Source organism: Ruegeria sp. BHSB064, assembly GCF_059613205.1.
The window spans coordinates 1-20646 of the sequence record NZ_JBXWSB010000085.1 but is presented as its reverse complement, the minus strand read 5'-3'; the positions used below and the strand labels follow the sequence as shown (position 1 = coordinate 20646).

Here is a 20646-nt window from a genome sequence, read left to right as displayed (position 1 = left end):
CTTTGGGAATGGCGCCACCCATGATCACGGATGTCAGCTGGTTACGGTCCAAATCCCGCGCTTCAGCTTCTGTGATCTCTCCAGCGGCCAGTTTTGCATCGATCACGGGTGCCATTGAGTGGTCTTCATTGACCTGAGACAACGTGCCATCGCGGAACAGAAACAAAGGGCTGTCCCCGATAGAAATCCAGAACACACGCTGCCCCAGAAGCAGAACACCCAACAAGGTCGAGCCCATGTTAAAGCCCTGTCCCTGTGCCTCGTTATGGTTCGCAATGGCGGCGTTTGCCTGCATGGCTGCCATTGGAAGGGCATCAATCACGGACCGTTCATTCAGCGTTTCTGCTTCAAGTTCAGCGTCCAGCGCGTCACGCCATGCTGAAATCACCATCTCAGAAGCAACTTCGCCCGCTTCGTGACCGCCCATACCATCGGCTATCACAATATAGCCCGCATCCGACGCATCGAACATGCGCGCCGCGATGGCGTCTTCCTGCGTCTCTCGCTGACCCTGGTTCAGGATCAGCGCAACATCATATGCCGGAGTTGCCAGCATCTATCAGGAATCCCGCCAATCAAAACCTTCGTCGCAGAAGGCCGTAAATCGGATGGAAGTTTCGCTGATGCGGATCAGATCCCCGCTGGACAATGCGACGGTGCTCAGAACGGGCTTGCCGTTCAGACGCACAAGGTTGGCCTTGCCGCCATGACCCAGGTAACATTTTCGATCTTCGGGGTCATAAGCAATGACGGCATGGTTCGAACGTGAGATACCGGTGTCGCCGAAGTCGAGTTGAATAGCCTGGTCATCGTTTCGACCGATCTGCATCAGACCTTCGGTCAAAGTGATGCTGGCACCCCGACCGGGACCGGACGTAACGACCAGCCAGCCGACAGGGAAGGTCTCTTGTGCGGCTTCAGTCTTGGCGACGGGTTCCGAGGTTTCGATCAATTCCTGAACATGCGTATCTGCACGCTCAAAACCCAAGAAGGTTGTTTTGACACGCGAGCGGCGGTCTTCCGTCGGAGCGGGAGCAGGAGCTGCCGGTTGGACGGCCTCAGCAACCGGTTCAACGGTCTGTTCCGGCTCTTGCACCGGAGCCTCAGCAACTTCGGTCGCCACTTCCTCAGCTTCTGGTTCCACGGTTTCAACCACAGCGCTTGTTGGGGTCTCGTCCACCGGGGTTGGTGCCGGGTCTTCGGCAACATGCAAGGTGATGATCTGTTCGTCTTCGACCGCTTCCTCTTCCTCAGCGATCTCAGCGGTCAGAATTTCTTCCGGCGCGTCATCCTCGCTTGCTGTGTCTTCGGCGAAAATGGATTCTTCGACGTGCTCGGCGACCTCGCCCTCTTCGAATTCGGGCATTTTCTCTTCGGGGATCAGCTCATCCGTTTCCTCGTAAGACTCGGACGTCATGTTCCCACCAGCCAGCGCTGCCCGCAGAGCGTTAAAATCCGCTATCGGCTCTTGTTTTTCACCTTCAGCCGCAGGGGTTTCTACCGCGTCTGTGGATTCCGCAGCATCTTCTTCTTTGGATTTGCCGGCACCTTCTAGAAGCCGGCTCAGAGGGCTTTTGTATTTGAACATGGTGTCGACACCTTTGATTTGGCGGCACGGAATTCCTGTGCCGTAAGCTGCTACTTATCCCGCACACACATGCGCGGAGACACTCATCGGGTACTCAAGGAAACTGGTACTCTCTGCGGCGGGCCGGTCCCCGCCGGGGTGACAAAACTGGATGTCACCCTCAGCAAACACACACTGGCAGATCACAAACGAACCGGTCAGATCACTCCTGTGCAAGCTGCATGGTTGCAGCGGCTTCAGCACCGTTACGCAGGACGGTTAGATTTGCTTCCGGCTGACCTTCAGCGACCAACTCTGCAAGCATCGCATCCAGGCTTTCCGATCCATCCAGGTTCATACGGGACTGGCTTTCGCTCAGCAGAACGTCACCTCTTTGCAGGCCGCCTGCGGCATCGGATGGAACAGTGTCCACCACAGTTTTCCATCCCTCGTCACCCGAGCTGCTGACGGTAAAGGTATATCCGTTTTCAAGCCCGACTGAGCGCACCACTGGCAGGGCAAGCAGACCGTTTTGTGCCCGGGTCTGCCCAAGCGGACGATAGCGGGCGGCCACACGGGTATAGCCGTCCGGGTCTATGCTCAACTTGTCCAATACCTGAGCCGCAAAAGAGACGTCCTCGCGGATGGGATTGCCGTTCAGAGTAAAGATCACGGCCCCGCGCTGCACCCAATCGCCAATCACACTCATGTCCTGATTTGGGTTGAGGCCAGTCACAGCGATAGTAGGTCCGGTCGAACCGCGGCGGCGAGATGTCTGGAAAGGAATTTCTACATCCCAATGGGCAAAAGATACTTGCTGCTCCGCTGGTACAGCACTGGACGCGGCGACCTCTGGTTCTGCTTCTGCGGCGGTAGCGACTTGAGCCTCGGCTTCCGACGCATCAGGGGTCGCGGGCGCTGTTTCTGTGACAGCTGCCCCCGCAGACTCGGCTTGTGCCTGCTCGACAGGCTCTTCTGGTGCCGGTGTAGGTTCAGGCTCTGGCGCTGCTGCGACTTCAGCCTCGGACTCTTCCGGCGCTGTAGCTTCGGCTGTCTGGACCTCGTCAGCAGCTTGCGTAACTGGCGCTTCAGCCTGTGCTTCAGGCTGATCACCAGACATCGCAAAGTATCCACCTGCCGCCAGAGCGACCGCAACTACAGCAACACCTGCGATCAGTTTGCCGCTGCCACCCGAGCCGCTTTGAACAACGGTATCGACGGCAACCGGCGTTTCTTCTTTCGCGGCGATTTTCGCCAGATCCGCATTTTTCTTGTCATCGTTTCCAACAACGATATCAGGGTTCCCGGCCAGAAGTGCGGTTACAACGGCCTCGGCGTTTTCACTTTCCGCCTTGATCCGCGCCTTTTCTTCTTCTTTGTCCTTCCGGTCCATCCCGACGATCACCGAGACCGGGCGATAGGCAAAGGTATCAAACATAACACCCGGACCACGGAACATGCGCAGCCAATCCAGCGCTGTCTGCAAGCGATCTGTCGTGTGAACTTCCATAGCCTTGTCAATCGCCTCAAGGAATCCTTCGGGATACCCTTCGAAACGACCCGTAAGCGGGGTATAGGGATCATCCTGTCCGTTGTTAAAGGCGTTCAATCGGCTCTGACCATCGACCGGGCGTTCCCCACTGATGGCATGGTAAAGCGTTGCAGCCAGTACATACAGGTCGCTGCTAGGCCCTTGTTCCGCACCCCGTACATAGAATTCGTGCGGAGAATAACCGTCTTTGATGACACGAAGGGTGAGCAAGGCCGCAGATTTGTTTGCCGCCTGTTCCCGCGCTGCACCAAAGTCGATCAGGACCGGATCGCCATTCTCATCGATCAGGATGTTGTCTGGTGAAATGTCGCGGTGCAACATGCCGCTTTGGTGGATGAACGAAACCGCAGACAGCATCTTTTCCGTGACTTGCACGATAAAGTCGGGGCCAGCGTCGTTTTCCGGGTTTTCAACATAGTCCAGCAAATCGCAACCACGGATCAGATCCATTGCGATGTATGCGGTGTCATTGTCTTCAAACACCTGGTGAACATCGACGATGTTGGGATGCACAAGGCGTGCGTGATTACGGGCTTCCTGAATAAACAGGTCAATGATCGCGCGCAGGTCTTCCTTGTAAGAGGGGTCGTTTGGTTCGACCAGATCACCGTTGCGTCGGCACAATGCACCGGGGAAACACTCTTTGATCACCACGTCGCGCTCCAGGCTGTCGCGCGCAAGATAGGTGATCCCAAATCCCCCGTTGCTTAGGAAGCGGAGGATCTCATACTGACCGCGCAGCAATTTTGCGCCCGGTTGCAATCCTTCAATTTTGGGTTCGTCGTGCGTCGCACCGACAGCCTGGTTGTGGCTCATTTCAATCCGCCCGTTCTACTCGTTTTGCGGCTAAATCTAACAGGGCCAACAGCCCACGAACTCACAACCAAAAACAACCGCAGGACACTTAAGAACGGTTAGACGTTTCAAATTTGACTTTATTGGGGCCGCCTGATGGCTTCACTATGGATCGTTTTACGATCTGTGGCATATATAGTTTCAAGTGCGGCCTTGATACTATATGTTGATAAATGGGGCGGTGGCATTGAAAACGTACACCCCCATTTTTGCCGGTTGGTCTACAAATTCGAAACAATAAAGGGCCGATTCCTCGGCCCTTCGAATCGCTGAATAGCGTTCAATCTTAACGCGAGATTATCAGGTTCCGGTTTTGGACTGAGCTGCTGCAACCGAGCTACCGGCCCATGCCAGGTTGTCACCCAACTGCGCAAGTATGCTGATTGCGTCCTTTAGGGGTGCATCGCCACTTTCGAACTGCAACAGCAGTAGCAAGTCGGTGGCCTTTTCAAACTCGGCAGGAATCCAATCCGCTTCAGGGTCAATTTCGCCCCCTTGCTCAAGCCGTTCCGCAAAGTCTTCGACAATCTCCTGACAGCTTTGCAAGAAGGCGGCGGGTTCAATATCCGAGGACTCGCGCAAATCTTCGTAGATGCTTGCAATCGCGGCCAGCCAGTCTTCAAGAATGGGGTTGTTCAAGGGGGGCAGGGCAGAGCCAAGCGCAGTTTGCATGGTTTCTGTATCGGAAAGAGCCGGTTCCGGCTCGGGCCCCTGTAGCTCTTCAAGATACGGCAGGAATTCATCCTGCAAGTCTTTCCGAGCGGCCTCCAGATCACTGCGACGCCGGTTCGAGGCCACGTCCAGAACTTGTTCCGCAAGATTTTGTCCGCCGCAAGTTTCCCAAAGTGCGAAGTCGGGTTCCGGCTCTTGGGCCATTGCCTTCACCGCCACCGGAGTGCCAATCGGAACAACCTCGCGGAACATCCCCGCTTTTTCCTTGTTGAGGCGTGCCAAAACGCGGTCCAGTGACCCCTGTACCGGCGGCAAGTCTGCGTGAGTTACAGCAAGCAGGCTATTAGCGCGCAGTTCAGGTGGCACTTTCGACCACAGGTGGCGCTCAGTCTCGCGCCACGCGTTTGTACCGTTTGTGCACCAGATCGCGCAGTCGACAAATTTCAGCAGATCCAGTGTATCTTTGTAGGTGTCGTCCAACGCACCCGAACCAGGAAGATCAAACAGTGAGATTTCCTTAAGCGCAGGCGTATTGATCCCCACCGAGATGAAATCAGGCTCATCCGCTGCCGCTTTTTCAAGGGCGATCCCGGAATATGTTTTCGGCTCTTTATTCCACCAGCCCACAGTTGTTTCAGGCGTCTCGGCATAAGCCACAATCACCAGCGGCAGTTTAAGATGCTGCGGACCGGTGGGCAGAATATCTGCACCGGCCAGCATGTTTGCGAGGCTCGACTTGCCCGCACCAAATTCCCCGGCAAACCCGATATTGACCGCGTTGGACAGCCGTTCAGCGTGGGCCAGAGCCCTTGCGCGCATATCCTCCAGCGTCCCATCCGACGACAGGTTTTCAGTCGCGGTCAGAAAACGCTCCAGCTGGCGCACTTCCTGTTCGGTTCCGGGAAATTCAATCATTCCGCAGCCTCTGCTTGTCGTTCGTCCGCATTGCCTGTTCCAAAGACGCTTTCAAGGTCCGACGCAATACGACGCGCCCGGTCGAACGCAGCTTGGGCTTCGGCCTGAGCATTCAATTCACCGGCACCGGAACGGTGTTCAAAATGACCCGCCAACAGCGCGACATAGTGATCCAAAACCGTGTTCAGCCGTTCCAGCAAGTTGTCGCGCGTGGTGTCGATCAAATCGTCACCAATCAACTCGAACTCTTGCACAATCATTCGTTCTGCCCGCGTCACGACGCTGTTGCGCGAGATCAGGCGCGACAACCAGTTTACACGCAATTCAACCGTAATTCCACGGGTGAGGGCAGTGGTGTCTGGCCTGAACCAGCGAACTGCGCTGGTGTTCATGCGGTTGTCGACGGGCTCTTGCCAACCCGGCAATGCGCGTAAAGCTGCGTTGCATTGCATGTCGATCGCATAGAGTTCGCTCAGCATGCGCTGGCGGACCACTTGCGATGCACCTTGCACCAGTTCCCGCATGTGTTCGCGCAACGGGGTAAAGTTCAGCTCAGTTGCGCCCCCTTTGGCCAACAGAGGCGATTGACCATTTGGACCACGCACCACCGCCGAGACGGATTCAGCAACCGTGTCATCCATCACACCACGCAGGTTGGACAGTACATCATCCATGTCGCGCGTGATTTCCTGGGTTTTGTCGGCAATCAGCTTGCGCAACTCACCAAGCGTTTTGTCACTGTCTTCAGTGTTGCGCGTACCCGGGCTGTTTTCGTCCTTCAGCGCGCGCAAATGAACCTGAGACCGCTCAAGCTCACCCCGTGCAAAACTGTCAAGGTGCTGCCACGCCATACGAAGCTGTTCGTCAATTGGCCCGTCCGTCAGGGCTTTGGTGACGTGACGGCGCAGATCAGGCAGACCAGAGGCGATCATCGCGGCAAAGCGCAATACGGCCTCTCGACTGATCGGACCTGGACCTTGTTTGATCTCGGCCACGCCGTTCAAGTACTGTTTCATCTGTTCCGGATGCGCCCGCAGCCACGCCAGAACATGATCATGATTCACACCGGTTTCATCGCCGGTCAGTGCATAGTGGGCCCACTGAGCACTGCCCATCAGCACATCGATATCAGAATTGCCAAGCGCTTTTTCCAGCCCGTCCAGAACATCAAGTCGGACCTTGGCCGCATCTTCGGGCCCGCCACCCAACTCATCCACACGGTTGACGAAGACAACAATCTGACCAAGTTCCAACGCTTGCATCAGACGGAATAGTTTCAGGTCTGCACGCGACAAAGCCTGATGAGCGGACAGAACCACCACAAAGAAATCGGATTCCTTGAGGTATTGGCGCGAAATCTCTTCGCGGATCAGCAGCGGGTCATTGACACCCGGAGTATCCGTGACGGTCAGGGGGAACGGGAAATGCCCAAGGTCAAAATAGACTTCAGCCTTGCGTGTGATGTCGCTGTAGAGCCCACGATCACTGCCGGGGTCAACGCTACCATCTTCAGCAGGATCATCCCCCGCGCAGACGTAACGCGCCAGGTCGTCCGAGTTCAGCTCGTCCAGATCGTGGTGTTGCCCCAACAACTGCTCGTAGCTGTCACCCAAGCGCAGACGTGCCCGGGTCTTCATGGCTTCGACCTGTTCTTCGATCATCTCGCGCTTGTAACTGTCCTCATCATCGGGGAACATGTTGCGCAGTTCTTCACCTTCAGCGATCAGGGATTGCCATTGGTGGTTGTCGAAGAAATGAAATTCGGCACCATCAGAGCGGCCGGATGGATGGCCAAAATGCATATCGGTGATCACGGTAGTCCATGGGTTGACGTCAGACGGCAGATACTCTGCCTGTCCTGTGAACCCGTTGATCAGACGGGATTTACCAGCTTTGATCTGCCCGACAAAGGCGATTGACGGCTTCAGGTTTCCCAGGTCGCCGATGATACGCGAAATGAAATGACGCGTTTCATCATTGCTGGTTTCGTTCATGTCCTCTGCGATGCGAATAAGCTCGCGGCGATGTGTTTCACTCATTACTCACTACCTTGGTCACACAAAATCGGATTGAATTAATCGAAAATTTGAATGCTTGGGGCAAAGTCATTCCTTTTCCCCCTGTAAAGACGTCCACAGATTGACGACTGCCCCCAGTTTGCGCGCGTCGTGGATAGCAACGGCGATCTGCCCGCTGTCGCTGAGCGCGGCCATTCCAGCGCCCTTACCTCCAGATGGGCGCATGACGATAAGGTGGGGGCCGTCGAACTCGTCCCGGGTGTCGTTGTCCCAGCCTGCAAGATCTGCAGCAAAACGCGCAATAACGTTCTGGTCGGGGTGCATGTTTTCAGAATGCTCACAAGAGTCAGCATAGGACAGGGCGGTTTTTTCAGCGCTGTCAATCAAAACGCGGCCAGATGCAAAACGGCTGGCGCCATCAAAAAACAGTTGGGCCAGAAGTGTTTCAGCATCTTCGATCTGAGCCGGTGCAGGTTCGTCCTCAATCGGCGTCTCCACATCCGGCACCACCGAAACTATCGGTTCGGCAGGCAGTTCAATAGCAGCGCAGGCCCCTTCGATTTCACTATAGGTCAAGCCGACGTCGTCGGCCTCAAGATCTGAATCTGGCTTGCCGGACTTCATTTCCAGCGGGGCAGGGGCGTTTGCGATGTCAGACACAAGTTGAGCCAGTTTTTCGACCAACTCACCGCGTGCTTCGGTTTCGAAGTCCGGCTTCGGCCCAGTCGGCACCTGGAAAACGTCTGTGACGCGTGAACTATTCACTTCGATGGCCAGACATGCACCATTAGAAGCCGTAAATTCCAGCCGACGAGGCAGAACAGTACCACGAATAGCGCGTAAAACAGCGGTACGCCGCGCCGCAGCCGTATCCCCCGCGATCGTTACAGCTGGTGAAAGCCGCGCAACCGAGGACCGCCCGATGTCTTCGAGCATGTCAAGAATGTCAGTGTCCATCATACCGTGACCCCCTCTGGTCCCGTTCAAACTGCGGCCGCGACCGGCCCCAGACTGAGATGTGATTTCGTAAGCGCTAAACCGACATTTGCGCTGTTGCGGCAGATATAGCAGAGCACGTGATCAGGATATTCCTTGGTCCGCAGGAAAATATTAAGGCGATCTTTTGAAAAAACAGCGATTTCCCCAAACCCTGCGTTTTCCGATTCTTCGCCTCCGGCCTCACGCAAGAGCGCCTCGAACGCGGCTACTCCGCGACCTTGAAATAAGTTGGCTACAGCGATTGCCAAAGTGTCCAGCGTTTCCGCGTTTTCAGGGTCCGAAACGCAGCTTCCCAGAAGCATCCCGGTTTCCATATCGATATACCCGGCTGCAATGCAGTCGGGTATCGTTTCGATCGCTGTATTCAAGGCGTCCTGGATTGACATCTAAACCCTTGTTTTCATTGAAGTGTCATCTGGTAGATCGATTCGAGTTTCATTACAATACGTGCCATTCAGCCGCGCTGTTTTCTTTGGCTTTCGGAATGGATTGAAGCACCTCCTTCGTCTGCTTTTCGCTGTGCTCAATCGCGATTTGGTCGAACTCTGCCAAGAACGCCTGAAACACGTGCTTAAGACCATCTGCGTCTTTGGGCAGATCTGCGCTGGTCGCAATCTCGCGCCACATGTCCGATGCGCTCAGGGGCGCCCCAACTGCGACTTCAGGCAACTCGCCCAGCACTGCGATGTTCACGTCCACCGCGTCCACCTGATCCGGCAAGGCAGCTTCAATTAGCCCGCTGGTCTCGGGCTCGGGTTCATAATCGTCGGCATTGTTTCCGGGTTGCGCTGCCATCAAAGCGGCAATGGACGAAACTGAGACCTCGATCCCACGATCTTCAGATTCTTCTACGTTCTCAACCGAGGCGTCTTTATCAATCGTTTCGTCTTGCAAGGATGTGTTCAGCGAAGCCAGAACACCCTCAGATGTTTCGTCCTCGTCTACCTTGGTGCTGATGTCTTCGATGTCGGCACCCTCTTCCAGAAGATCGTCGGTTTCTTCCTCGAAGTCAGCACCGCCAGACAAGTCGAACTCATCGACGGTGTCATCCAACCCCGCCACACTGGTCAGTTCCAAAGGATCGTTCGATGTGTCCTTGAAAAAGGCGCGCAAATCGTCGCTTGTATCAGTCTCTTCTTGTGTGAGCGGTTCGGGTTCCGAGACCATTTCGGCCCGCAAACGTTCAGCCTCTTCCGCGTTGATCCGAACGCGTTCCGCTTCGTCAGTGCGCCGCTCCACTCTGGCCGGGCGAACAGGGAAGCTGGTGACGACGGCAGCGTCATCCTTCTCAGGCAACACTTCGGAGTCAACAGGGTTAACCAAGCGTAAAGGTGCGGCTTCGGTCTGGGCTTCGCTGTCAGAATTTCGCGCTGGCCGCGTGGGCTGCACTTTCGGCGCGTCTGATTGACTCTTGTCGATTTGATACCGGGCCAGTTGATCGGCGCGGTTGTCCATGATCTGCTCGGTGATCTCAAGGAAGCTGTCGATCATCTTTCCACCACCGCTGCGCGACCACATTTCGGCGTCACCGGTTTTGTCTCGGGCGACGATCGCATCACGGGCTGAAAACAGAATGGAGCGGTTGAACAAATGACCCGCTTCTCGGTTCACGCGCCGCAGAACCTTTTGACGGTCTTTGATGCTCAGCGCATCCGCACGTGTGATCAAAAGCAACGAGTTGTGCTGCAGGCGTTCGGGCAGGGATGCCCATGTCGCTCGCTCGGTCTCGCGCCAGGCTTGGGTCGCATGTGTGCACCACAAGACGCCATTTGCCTGACCGACGGCCCGTTGCCAGACATCGGTCGAGATTTTCGGATCCGAGATGCCGGGTGTGTCGATCAGATCGACCGCTTCAAGAATATCGGCTTCAAGGAAGACACGTATGAACTGTGCGTCGTTGACACCAACAGTCTCCAGATCGTCCAGCTCAATGACTTCAATGCTTCCGTCGTGGCGTTTGACATAAGGCGCGCGATTGCCCCAACTGAACCAGACCGGCGGCAGTTGGGTCGCAGTGACCTGCGTCGGCAGGGTCTGCGTTCGCAACAGAAAGTTCATCAACGTAGACTTACCGGCACTGAATTCGCCCATCAGGGCAAAAACCGGCTTGCGGCGGGACCACTGCTCGATACGTTCCCATGCCTTCGGTGAAACAAAGCGTGTTTGTGAATCTTTTGCCATTTTTCTACTTATGCCGCTTCGTTGCTTAGGTCTTTTAGGATGTCACCCAGAATCTCGTCCTTGGATTTCTGGGGCTGCAAACCCGCCATCGCTGCTGCAGTTTGGCCTGCATGTTTATCAGCTGATGACGAAATGCTCAGCAAAGTTTCTTTCTGCTCGCGCATGAAGTCCGTCAGAGTCGCGCGGACGTTTTCCAACACCGCAGCAATCTGATTTTCCTCAATGTCCTTGGTGATCGAGTTGGCTTCGGACGCGATCAGACGTGTGTAGTCCGCAGCGTAAGCCTCGAAGCCCTTGCGCCTTTGCCACCATCGGCGCCACCAGGTGCTTTGCAGATCCAGCGCAATAGTCCGGCCGATGCCCAGCGGAGGTGGAACACGGGGTACGATAGGTGCTTCGATACTGAACTCGCCCAGATGGTTGCCCAGGATCTTGTGATACAGCGCTTCGACATCCGCAGCTGCGGTGGCATACAGCGCCCCGGCATCTTTGCGCATCGCGCGGGCAAAGCTGAAATAGGCTGCCTTTTGCAACGTGCGCAAACCCGCGGGGTCGTATTGCCATGTACCTTGCTCGCCGTTTTTCTCAAGATGGGCGATCAAAGAGTCTGTTGCGCGTTTGACAAAGCTGGCTTCAGCCGAGTTCAGACGCTCCAGCACCTTGTCACGCAGAGCATTTGTCAGTTCGGCTGCTTTCTTTTCGTATTCTGCTGACACGGTGTTAATTGCGTCTTCCGGTGACACACCATCCAGGTCCCTTGTAACGCCTTCACCTTCTGAAAGGTTCTTTGCAACCGCGGTGGCACGGATTTGGCTCGCGATGTTGCGCGCGCGGTGGCGCACACGGTCCATCAGCCGCGTTCCGGCACCTTCGGCAATGCGCTCATTGATGGCCAAAAGCAGATCTGGCAGGCCGGACAGGGCCCAAATCTTGTCCAGCGAAGCCGCTTGATCACCGAAACCCGCGGCCAAGTAGAATGTATTTAGGGCTTCGCGCGACTCTTCGGTCAGAATGTCCGGGTTCCCGGTCAACGCTGCCTCGGCCCACAAAGCGCTGCCAAACACCACGCTGGTATTGGTGTCGATATTGTTTTGCTTCAGCGTATCCTGAATGCGATCGCGGATTTCTGGAACTTGATTGACTGGATCAGAAAGTTCGTCAATCCGGTTGACGAACAGAACAATCTGACGGTTTTCGAACTGCGCAATAATGCGCATCAGAGCCATATCCATTGTGGTCAGCGCTTGGCTGGCCGCCAGGACCACAACACAGACCTCAGAACCACGCAGACTGCGCAGCGTGATCTGTTCGCGCACCATGAATGTATCGTTGACACCCGGTGTGTCACACAGCTTGAGCGCGATAGGATATTGCGGAATATCCATGTACAGCTCGGCCGATTTTGTGACGTCGGCAAACCGACCGGTTTTCGGATCGATATCCGGGTCGTCTTCGTCGCCCAGGCATACATAGCGTTGGATCAGTTCTTCGTCGAAGTGATCGTACTGATGGCTCTGACCCAGGATCAAGTCAAAGTGCTTGCCAAGGCGTTCTTCGGACTTGGCTTTCATCTCGCCAATCTGGCGGCGGATGTCGTCCATCTCGTCATCTGCGCCAGCCCGGTTCGCCAATTCGCCCAGACGACCACCGCCAACCATCAGGTTGTCCCATTCTTCCTGCTCAAAGAATGTAAACTTGGCCTTGGTGTCACCCGGCGGACGCGTATTTATGTTCAAAGTTGTGACGACGGATGTCCATGGGTTGACGTCCGACGGCAGCAGGGCAGGGCGCCCGGCCAGAATATTTACAATTGATGACTTGCCTGCTTTGACCTGACCCACCATCGTGATGCTGGCGGTAAAGTTTTCCATCCGCGTCTTGAGGGTGGCCAGACGTGCCGAGGAGCGCGCATCAGCCACCTCAGTCAGTTGATCGATCTGCGCCGTCAGCGAAGTCATGGCAGAGGTCATCGGTGCCAGTGCTTCGTTGCCGACAGACAAAAGGTGATCGTTGCGCGCCATGCTTAACCTCCGGTTCCCGTAGCAGCAATCTGGGGCTCGTGTGAAACGCGTCCCGTAGGGATGCTTGTCAATGTGTCGATGCGTGCGATCAGATCCAGGGCATTGCCCAAAATCTCGGCCTCAGCACGCGGAGAAATGGTTTCGTAAGCTTTGGAATCCGCCAAGACTTCGATCGAGCTAAATCGGTCGCCGTTTTCAAGCCGCGCGACACGTCGTCCGGTTGGAAACCCATGTGACTTCGCGGCAGGCAAAGGCATTCTGGCATTTGCCAAAAGATAGTGTTCGCCCGAGTGGGTGCGCAGCGAAATTCCAAAACCTGTATTGGGATGATCACGGTTCAGCGTCTTGAGTTCACCAAGAAAGCTTTCGCGAGCGAAGAAGACAGCGTCTTGTTCGGTGGCAACGGAGGAATTCAGATCGGTCACAGCAGAAAACCTTGTACTGGAGTTGAGCAGAAAACTCGTACCGGTGCCAAATTGGCGGAAAAGACTCATTAACTCCTTACAAACAAGAAGGACCTGCAAGGCGGTCTTTATTTGACGCGAATAAGATTTTTTGGCGGTTGAAATGTGGCGGCTTCATGGCGGCCTCACATAAGAATGCCTCAACCCATGCGAGTAGGACGTACTTCGTCTTAAGATGGAGGCACAACAGCGGACCTTAAAGCAGGTTGGCTCAGAATCTGCGAGGTATTCTTAATCAACACACTGTAATTATTACATAATTTTGGAGTTAATGTTGCGCTGGCAGGGTGCTTAGAGTAATTTCCCGCAGCCACCCAGAAACATTTCCCGCCACACTACTGACCCCAAAAAAGAAGCAACTTCTTGGATCGCGGAGCAATCACTCAACGTAAACGCGTCAGCGGGGTTGGTGAAAAACTGCAGCGTTCGAAGCGATCCCGCGAAAAATGGCATCGTCGAAACGGCTCAATCCGACCAGATGTTTCCGAGGTTTTGGTTCGCGGTACCTTTTGGGGGTGGACAAATCGACCTCGTGTTTCGAATACGCCAAGACAGACAAAGTGCATGCTTCAATCCAGACAACAAAGTTCAGTTTTGGTTCAATTTACCTCTCGCACTCGGACGCAAGCTTTGTTATGAGCGCCCCAATCTGGCGCTGCGGCGCTTGGTTGCGGGTGTGGCGAAATTGGTAGACGCACCAGATTTAGGTTCTGGCGCCGCAAGGCGTGGGGGTTCAAGTCCCTCCACCCGCACCACATTCAACATAATCATGATTATACCGCTTTGATCTCTTCTTTGGCCTGATTGTCGGAGTACGTAAATAATGGGAACGAATTATTGAGACTCGCTTCCCAATGAATTCAACACCTTGAGATTTTTGCGCTTTTCGAGTGTTTCGGTCGTTCAAGCATTTCAAGTCGACGTAAAATAGAAAGCTAGTGAGCCTCTTCGCAACCTGGAAACCGGCACAGTGTGTCTTACTTGGGTTTGATTGATCAGCAGAATACCCTGCCCTAGCGCTCGGCCCATAAGAGACATTCACCACCCACTTGAATTTCTGCGGCCGCAGCCCGCAAAGCCGCCGTTCGCTGCACCCGCTCGATTTCGATAGTGGCCAAGGTCTCAAGTGCGGACAAACCTGCATTTCGCGGCGACCGGACGAATGACTGTTTATCGCTTTGCAATCGATTTTTGGGTCCAGAACAAATTAGATTTCATGCGTAGCAATGATCGCATCGGCGATCTCACCAATACTGGTTTGCGAGTTCTGAGATTTCTCCCTCAATCGTCTATAGGCTTCCTGTTCGTCGATGCCGCGTGTTTCCGACAAGATGGTGACCGCTTGCTCGACCTTGCGACGTGACTTCAAACTATCGTCCAGTGATTTGATACGCGTCTTGAGTGTTGCTTCATGACGTGAACGGCCCATGGCCGTCGTGAGGGCCGCAAGCACCCCGAAAGGCCTTATAGGCTTAGAAATGACACCGTGAACATTGAGACGTTCCAACTCGCCGAGAATTTCCGGTGTTTCGAACGTAATGATGGCAATCTTGGTCACGCTGTCTGCCGCTGACATCCAAGATGCTCGATTTGGATCCCTGTCCTGGCCCAGCAAGAATAAAGCCGCATCTGTATGGTCAGGCAGGGTTTCAGGGGAAGGCCAGATCATCTCAACCTGGCATCCAATGCGTTTCAGATGGGCGACAAAAGCCTCGCGGTCACTGTCATCGGGGTGTATGACGAGAATTCGCATGCGCCGGAGTCGGCGCAATAGCGTTTGGTTTTGAAACGAACCGCTCAAGAAAACACCTTCGCGTCGATTGCCCGATCATATGTCACCAGATACGGGTCAGGCGCGACCACCTTCGGGCCGCTCCAGACGATTTCGAAACTGCCATCTGTGCGCGACCGGCCAACATGGGGTCGAAGCGTGAAGTGGTTGGTTTCCATGTCGATAAAGAGATCGCCACCAGGTGCTTTGAACACAGAGCCCGAGAGCGCATTCAGGAGGCTCGCTGTGTCTGATTTTCCGCAGAGCTTCGCTGCATTGGCATAAAACTGAACAAGGGCGTAGCTTACCTCGCTATAGACACTTGGCGCGGCCGTATCTCCGTACTTCGTCGCAAATTTCTCTGTAAACGCGATGTTCTGGGGCGTCTCGATGGATGCAAAATACGAGGCCACCGAAAGATGGCCAGCACGAGCGGTCTCCGGCACCTTCAAGAGTTCTGCTTCTGTGGTGGTTAGAGACGCAATAGGGATGTTCTTCTTCCGCAACTCGGTTTCGGAATAGAGACCATAGAGCGCCACGCTGTCTTCACCAACGACGGTCGACAGGATGACGTCAGTTTTCCCCGCATCGCAAAGCTGAAGCACTTTAAGAACATCGCCTTCCTCCGGTGCGAAAGGCAAATAGTGCTCCGTGACCACCTCACCGCCGCTTTCCGACAAGAACTCCTTAACGATGCGGTTGATTTCTCTTGCATAGAGCGTGTCTGAGCCAATCAGGGCGATACGTTGCCCATGGTTCTTGAAGACGTATTCCAGCAGGGCAGGAACCACCTGATTGGGGGCCGCGCCGCCATAGATCACGTTCGGGGAGTATTCGAACCCTTCGTAGACTGATGGATAGAATAGAATACCATCAAATCGCTCGATCAGAGGCAGGACGGCTTTCCGACTGGTCGATAGACAACACCCAAAGATGGTTTTGACACCGAAATTGACCAGCAAATCCGTGGCCATCTCGGCATAGGCGCGATCATCGCCATCTGGGTTCATCAAGATCGGTTCGATGGGAAGTCCATGAATTCCGCCAGTGGCATTGAGTTCTTCACAAGCAAGAAGGACGCCATTGATATGCGCGGTTTCTGTTACAGCCATTTTTCCGGTTTGGGAAAACAGCACACCCACCTTAATCGAAGTATCCTTCATGCGTTATCTCTGCTTTCTGATCGACCTATCGATTATTCTCGCGACGGCGAGTAATGCTTCATCTTGTCCAGGCCGACCCATAAGCATCATACCAATGGGTAAGCCTTTACTCGAAGTGCCGACAGGGATCGTTATACATGGAAAACCAGCCAAATTTCCAATCCAACAGAACCAGGTCATGCTGTCCTGTGTGGTCACTTTGCGCTTCCCAAATTCTTGCCAGTCTTCACCGTGTGCAGGTGCAGGCACCGGTAAAGTTGGGAGAACCAACGCATCCCAACCTTTCAGATCTCTTGTCAGATGCTGAACAAGGCGGGCACGAATTTTCTGCGCTTCGAGAAGTTCGACGCCTGAGAGCTGGGTACCAGCCTCAAGGTGTGCTCGTATGACCGAACTATAGCCTTCAGCATTCTCGGCCATGAGCTGGCTGTGATATGCAGAAGCCTCGCAATGTAGAATAGCTTCCCAAGCCGCGAAATACTGATCGACATCTCCCAGTGAAGCCTGGCCGACTTTGGCATCACTCCGCCTGAGCGCGTCATTGATAACAAAGTTGACTTCAGAAGAACGCTCTAGACCCGGTCCACTAAGGTTGATGAGATGCACCGGTTTTGCATCTGGAACAGTCTTGAATGCCTCAGCATGCGCTGTTGAGCTATCTTTGGCATCGGCGCCAAGAAAATAGGGAAGAAGATGAACGATGTCTTGGAGTTCCGTGGCCATCGGGCCCGGTGCATCTAAAGACCAGCTTAGCGGTAGTACCCCGTGTCGCGAGGCACGCCCGTAGCTCGGCTTGAACCCATAGATGCCACATGCAGATGAAGGAATTCTTACTGACCCGCCGGTATCGCTGCCCAGGGCCGCGCTGACGATGCCAGCCGCAACGGCGGCACCTGAACCTCCGCTGCTGCCGCCAGTGATATGGTCATGATTATGAGGGTTTCTGGTGGCTCCGATATTTGAGGTTGTATTGGTCGCGCCATATGCCCATTCATGCATATTGGTCTTGCCAAAGATCGTCGCACCGGCATCCCGGAGATTGCCCACGACAGTTGCATCAATCCCTTTTGGTTCTAGTGGTGCCGCATTGGAACAGGCTGTCGTTGGGTAGTCACGCGTGAGGTAGTTGTCTTTTACGGCGATCGGGATGCCGTCGATTGGGCTGAGTGGATCTCCTCTCTGGCGTCGTAAGGTTGCCGCTTTGGCCTGAGTCATGACGATGTTTTCATCAATTGCGACAAATGCGTTTAAGTCGGCTAGTGCATTCGCGCGCTCAAGGGCCTTCTCTGCCAGGGAGAGGGGCGTCTGTTGGCCCTCAGCCAAAGCGGCAATCTGATCCGTAAGGCTTTCATTGATGTCTGACATTTTGAGCCTCCGGATCGAACGTGTGGCCTGGTTCGGCGAACTGATCGTTCTCTGCCCGGTTTAGGCCTGCTCGGATGCGTTTCAGCGTTGCTGAAATGCGTTTCTGTTGATCTTCTGTGAGTTGCTTTGCCATGTCAGACTCCGAGCAATTCTTGCTGAAGTTCCTTGTCGGCGCGTAGACTGTCACGGTCGGTTTCCATATGGATCGCGCCCTTTTCCATGACGTAGGCTCTTTCCGAAATAGAAAGGCAGAAATCCAGATTCTGCTCAGCAACCAGCATGGCGATCTCCCGGTCCGCGTTAATACGCTTCAGAACTCCGGCCATTTCGTCGATGATCGAGGGCTGCACCCCTTCGGTTGGCTCATCCAGCAGAAGAATCTTTGGACGGATCGCCAAAGCTCGCGCCAATGCCAGCACCTGTTGTTGCCCTCCCGAGAGTCCCCCGGCCAAATCGGCTGCCTTTGGACGCAGGAGCGGAAAGTCTTCCAGCATTTCTTCCACAGTTTTTTTCGCGTCAAACCCGTTCGAAGCTGCGGCAACCGCGATGTTCTCTGTCACTGACATGCGTGGAAAGACGAAGCGGCCTTGCGGAACGTAGCCAAGTCCAAGCCGTGCTCGTTTCGCTGGAGAGGGTGGAGCCATTTCTCCATCGATCTCGACGTAACCGGATGTGGCACGAATGAGCCCGGTCGCATAACGCATCAGGGTGGACTTGCCGACGCCGTTGCGCCCCAAAAGAGCAACGATCTCGCCTGCTTTCACCTCCAGTGAAACGTCCCGAATGATAGTGGTTTTGCCGTAGCCACCAGTGGCGTTTGTCACTTTAAACATGCTCGCCCCTCCCCAGGTAGATGTCGAGGACCGCATCATTTGCTCTGAGCGTGTCTATGTCCCCTTCGGCAAAGAGATTGCCTTGGTGCAGTACGGTCACGTGCCCTTCGAGGGTGCGGACGAATTCCATATCGTGTTCGACGACGACGACGGTTGTGTGCTTTGCCAGTGTCCTGACTAGCAACGAAAGTTCGCGTGTCTCTTCGTTCGTCATACCAGCCGCTGGTTCATCCAACAGCACCACGCGTGGGGCGAGACACAAAACCATGCCGATATCCAGCCACTGCTGTTGCCCGTGAGACAGAGCCGACGCCTGAACCGCTTTCTGCGCCTCCATGCCCAGCATGTTAAGAATGCGTGTCGCCGTCTCATCCGCGGCAGCCCGATCCTTGGTGCGAGCGAAGGCTGCAATCCAGAGGTTCTCAAAAACCGTGTTTTCTCCAAAGACCTGCGGTTTTTGGTTTTTGACACCCATACCTTTGTGAACGCGGTCGAAGATCTGCGCCCTGGTAATGTCATCATTATCTAGAAGGATTGTTCCACCCTCGGGTCGGTAAATACCGACACAGGTTTTTAAGAAGGAGCTCTTTCCTGCGCCATTGGGTCCGATGAGCGAGTAAGGTTTGCCTGGCTTGAATTCACGCGACACCTTGTTGACCGGAATTACGCCACCAAAACTCTTGAAGGCTTCGTCCGTGGAAAGGTTTTTGGCAGGACCGGCCTGCTCGGCCGCTTCGGACAGGATTTGATCCAGCACTTCCGTATCGATCTTTACAGCGCCTGCATCACGTGCCGCATCGTTCGGATCAGGAAGATACCGCTTCCAAAGATTGTCCAAAGCCCCGAGAAAGCCGTTGTGAAGAAACATCACAAGCAAGATCAGCACGGCACCTAAGATCAACGTGGTCTGCCCACCGGCTGCGCCTCCGCCAAGCCAAAATGAGAGTGCACCGATGATCAGCGCGCCCAAAAACGGCCCGGCCAGCGTTCCCAATCCGCCAACCAGCACATAGATCGGGACAAGCAAAGCCTCTTGCACTGAAAATATCGAGGGATTCAGGTAATTCGCCCAGAGCGCAAACAGAGCACCGGCAAGACCAGCAACGGCACCTGAATACGCAAAGTTCAGCACCTGAAACTTGCGAATATCGTAGCCGAGCAGTTCTGTCTTCTCGATGTCGATGCGAATGCAATCAACGATCTTGCCAAAGTTGCTGCGCATCAGCCAACGTGTGAAGAAGTAGACGACGGCGCTAATAAAAACGACGCAGGCAAACGCCGCGTTTGGCTTGAGCTTTTTTGCCTCCTCGCCAACTCCCAGGATGATTCCGGGGATGTTGGACAAACCGTTGTCACCCCCAATGACGGCCGCGCCGATGTCAATCTTAAACGTCTGTGTGACCGACCAAAGCAAGAGCGTGAAAGTGTAGGAAAGGATCGTGCTTTGAAGCTCCCCCATACGCGAGAAGAAGATCAGGTAACCAAGCGCTGCGGCAATAAGTGCGCCAAAGACAGCAGCGGATGGCAGCGCCCAAAGTAAAGACAGACCCAGCGATGGAGCGAAATTAATCGCGATCACGGCGCCGAGGTAGCCACCCAACCCGTAGAAGGCAGTCTGTGCCAGGCTTAGGAAGCCGCCTCGACCCCAAATGACATCAAGGCTGAGGCCCAGCAGGCCAAAGATCACCCAAGAGGTGGCCACGAAGGCGAGATAGGGATCAAGCGCGCCGGAAAAAGCCAGGGCAGCGCCAGCTACGATGAGCGGGAAAATCAGTCCGGCATTACTGTGAAGTTTTTCAAACATTTTAGGCGCCCCTTACAATTTGCGACGCCAATTGGCGGAAATACCCAAGGGGTAGAGCCAAAGCAGAAGGGCGGTCATGAGGAAGAAAAAGACATCGCCGACCACGGATGTCATGAAGCTGGCAGTAACAGATGCACCACCGCCTAGGCCGAGCGCTGTGATTGCACTACCAGTCAGGGCCACGGGCCCAGCCACTACGACCGTCAGGAAACCCTTTACAGCAAAGAACAAACCCATGGACGGTGTAGCAGGGATGATCGGCAACAGGATCGCGCCGGCAAATCCGGCCAAACCGCAACCGATGGCAAACGTCATCGTGTTCACACGGGAAGAGTCGATCCCGATCGCTTGGGCCATCTGCGGCTCTTGGATCGAGGCCCGCGCCTTCATGCCGTAGACGGTGTGCGTCATCAGGAAATAGACGAAGGCCAGCATGACTGCCGCAACGAAGATCATCGCAATGGGA

17 protein-coding genes and 1 tRNA gene are annotated in these 20646 nt (G+C 54.8%); 1 reads left to right on the top strand and 17 read right to left on the bottom strand.

Translation table 11 applies throughout. The features are described from left to right. From AC2FNU_RS17700 to AC2FNU_RS17655, 10 genes are all read right to left on the bottom strand, one after another. A partial coding sequence (locus AC2FNU_RS17700) for a PP2C family protein-serine/threonine phosphatase (protein WP_496790970.1) occupies positions 1–556 on the bottom strand: 556 nt, incomplete at its 3' end. A 3-nt stretch (positions 557–559) separates the two neighbouring features. Then, positions 560–1588, bottom strand: a complete 1029-nt coding sequence (locus AC2FNU_RS17695; protein ID WP_496790968.1) for an FHA domain-containing protein — start codon at positions 1586–1588, stop codon at positions 560–562. Between the two features lie 202 nt (positions 1589–1790). After that, the gene (locus AC2FNU_RS17690) at positions 1791–3935 is read right to left on the bottom strand and encodes a serine/threonine protein kinase (protein WP_496790966.1); all 2145 of its coding nucleotides are present in this window, start codon (positions 3933–3935) and stop codon (positions 1791–1793) included. A gap of 339 nt (positions 3936–4274) precedes the next feature. Then, the gene (locus AC2FNU_RS17685) at positions 4275–5561 is read right to left on the bottom strand and encodes a dynamin family protein (protein WP_496790963.1); all 1287 of its coding nucleotides are present in this window, start codon (positions 5559–5561) and stop codon (positions 4275–4277) included. After that, entirely contained in the window at positions 5558–7600 is a 2043-nt protein-coding gene (locus AC2FNU_RS17680; protein WP_496790961.1) for a dynamin family protein, read from the bottom strand. The genes AC2FNU_RS17685 and AC2FNU_RS17680 overlap by 4 nt, the downstream gene beginning before the upstream one ends. Positions 7601–7666: 66 nt before the next feature. Further along, positions 7667–8539, bottom strand: a complete 873-nt coding sequence (locus AC2FNU_RS17675; protein WP_496790957.1) for a hypothetical protein — start codon at positions 8537–8539, stop codon at positions 7667–7669. 23 nt (positions 8540–8562) lie between these two features. Then, entirely contained in the window at positions 8563–8964 is a 402-nt protein-coding gene (locus tag AC2FNU_RS17670) for a hypothetical protein (RefSeq protein WP_496790954.1), read from the bottom strand. Between the two features lie 52 nt (positions 8965–9016). Continuing rightward, positions 9017–10759: a dynamin family protein gene (locus AC2FNU_RS17665; protein WP_496790953.1), complete on the bottom strand. Its 1743-nt coding sequence runs from the start codon at positions 10757–10759 to the stop codon at positions 9017–9019. 8 nt (positions 10760–10767) lie between these two features. Next, a complete protein-coding gene (locus AC2FNU_RS17660; protein WP_496790949.1) occupies positions 10768–12780 on the bottom strand; it encodes a dynamin family protein in 2013 nt (670 codons plus the stop codon). A gap of 2 nt (positions 12781–12782) precedes the next feature. Next, positions 12783–13205, bottom strand: a complete 423-nt coding sequence (locus AC2FNU_RS17655; protein WP_496790946.1) for a hypothetical protein — start codon at positions 13203–13205, stop codon at positions 12783–12785. 709 nt (positions 13206–13914) lie between these two features. On the opposite strand from AC2FNU_RS17655, the gene AC2FNU_RS17650 reads away from it, so the two are divergent. Next, a tRNA-Leu gene (locus tag AC2FNU_RS17650) sits at positions 13915–13999 on the top strand. Between the two features lie 452 nt (positions 14000–14451). Here AC2FNU_RS17650 and AC2FNU_RS17645 read toward each other — a convergent pair. The 7 genes from AC2FNU_RS17645 to AC2FNU_RS17615 form a co-directional block, all read right to left on the bottom strand. Continuing rightward, a complete protein-coding gene (locus AC2FNU_RS17645) occupies positions 14452–14997 on the bottom strand; it encodes an ANTAR domain-containing response regulator (protein ID WP_496790944.1) in 546 nt (181 codons plus the stop codon). A gap of 44 nt (positions 14998–15041) precedes the next feature. Further along, positions 15042–16178 (bottom strand): transporter substrate-binding domain-containing protein, encoded by a 1137-nt coding sequence (locus tag AC2FNU_RS17640; RefSeq protein ID WP_496790942.1) that lies wholly within the window; start codon positions 16176–16178, stop codon positions 15042–15044. A 3-nt stretch (positions 16179–16181) separates the two neighbouring features. Beyond that, complete coding sequence (locus tag AC2FNU_RS17635; protein WP_496790938.1) at positions 16182–17543, bottom strand: amidase; 1362 nt, start codon at positions 17541–17543, stop codon at positions 16182–16184. Next, on the bottom strand, positions 17527–17676 hold the full coding sequence (locus AC2FNU_RS17630; protein WP_496790933.1) for a hypothetical protein: 150 nt from the start codon (positions 17674–17676) through the stop codon (positions 17527–17529). The genes AC2FNU_RS17635 and AC2FNU_RS17630 overlap by 17 nt, the downstream gene beginning before the upstream one ends. Position 17677: 1 nt before the next feature. After that, a complete protein-coding gene (locus AC2FNU_RS17625) occupies positions 17678–18376 on the bottom strand; it encodes an ABC transporter ATP-binding protein (RefSeq protein WP_496790930.1) in 699 nt (232 codons plus the stop codon). Continuing rightward, positions 18369–20180: an ABC transporter permease subunit gene (locus tag AC2FNU_RS17620; protein WP_496790927.1), complete on the bottom strand. Its 1812-nt coding sequence runs from the start codon at positions 20178–20180 to the stop codon at positions 18369–18371. Before AC2FNU_RS17620 ends, AC2FNU_RS17625 begins: the two co-directional genes overlap by 8 nt. 12 nt (positions 20181–20192) lie before the next feature. Then, on the bottom strand, positions 20193–20646 hold a 454-nt coding region (locus AC2FNU_RS17615), incomplete at its 5' end, for an ABC transporter permease subunit (protein WP_496790925.1).